Here is a 1,158-nt window from a genome sequence, read left to right on the forward strand (position 1 = left end):
CTTTGGCGAAGGCTGCCTTGTGTACGAAACTAACCAGTCATTTTGGTCATAGTGAATCCTCTATATATTGTTCACGAATCCCTACACACAGCAAGAGTTCCACGAAATCATTTTATACTAAAAAACGCAGATTCTCTTATCTTATTCATGAAAAAACAGGAGCCTCGGACTGAACCAGACACCTGTTTTTTAGTGTTCAATACATTAAAAACTTATTTATAGTTGCATAATAATGGATTACAAATTCTTCAGCTATTTTGAGGCTGATAAATTTTTCCATAGAGCCTTATTTACTATGCTTATTAACTAATTCCTCAATAAACTTACATGTTTCTGGAGCTTCTTTTCTAATTTGCTCTCTTTCAGCTAAATTCGGTGAAAATAAATATGATCCAACAATTGCAAAATGTTCATGTGGTGCTGGTTTTGCATGTTTTTCAATTGTAATTTGAGCGCTTTCATTATCGAAATATTCTTTGAATTGGGAGCTAGTCGAAACTCTATTAGCTATTAAATCATCGAATGCGTGTAAAAATTCATGGTTTATAGTTGTAATGTTGTTATTAACTATACTCATATCTATAAATATCTGTTTTTTTTCTGGCATGTACTGTCCTAGCGCTTGTATTCCTGATATTTTCTCTGTTACAGTATCTATAGTTTTATCGAGGAAAATGAATGATTCATATCGATCCATTTTTTCAAGAGTTTTTAATATAATTGCTGGTGGCATACTTTTAATAAAATCGTCCATCCATTTTTCTGCTACTGCTATTGTATTAGAAGAATACAAACCATCTTGTCTAAAAGATATTAAGTTACCCTTTATACCTAATTGTTTACTATATTTATCATTTAAGCGCTGTTCTTCTTTCTCGATTTTTTCTTTTATTTTTTGCGCAGGAACTAATTCACCGATAATGGTTCTTATTTCTCTACCTTGTTGATTACTCTTTACTACCTTTGTAAACTCTATGCCATAATTTTCAGCAAGAATCGCACAATCTTCACCTATATACCCTATCGAAGTCCCTTGTGGTATCTTTACCTTAACATGAGTAGAAGACTCTTCGTTTCCTTCTGGTTTTGAAAAGTTTATAAACTGTAATTTTTGAACTTCTCCGAATTGAATATCGCTATTTAATACTACCATTTTAT

The 1,158-nt window shown here is 31.8% G+C and carries 1 protein-coding gene; it reads right to left on the reverse strand.

From position 1 onward, the window contains the following. Positions 1 to 286: 286 nt before the first annotated feature. Positions 287 to 1,158 (reverse strand): anthrax toxin lethal factor-related metalloendopeptidase (locus ATL10_RS31570; protein ID WP_181419384.1); only part of this gene is annotated, 872 nt, incomplete at its 5' end.

Origin of the sequence: Bacillus sp. 196mf (assembly GCF_003217275.1) — a bacterium.
GTDB lineage: Bacteria > Bacillota > Bacilli > Bacillales > Bacillaceae_G > Bacillus_A > Bacillus_A thuringiensis_S.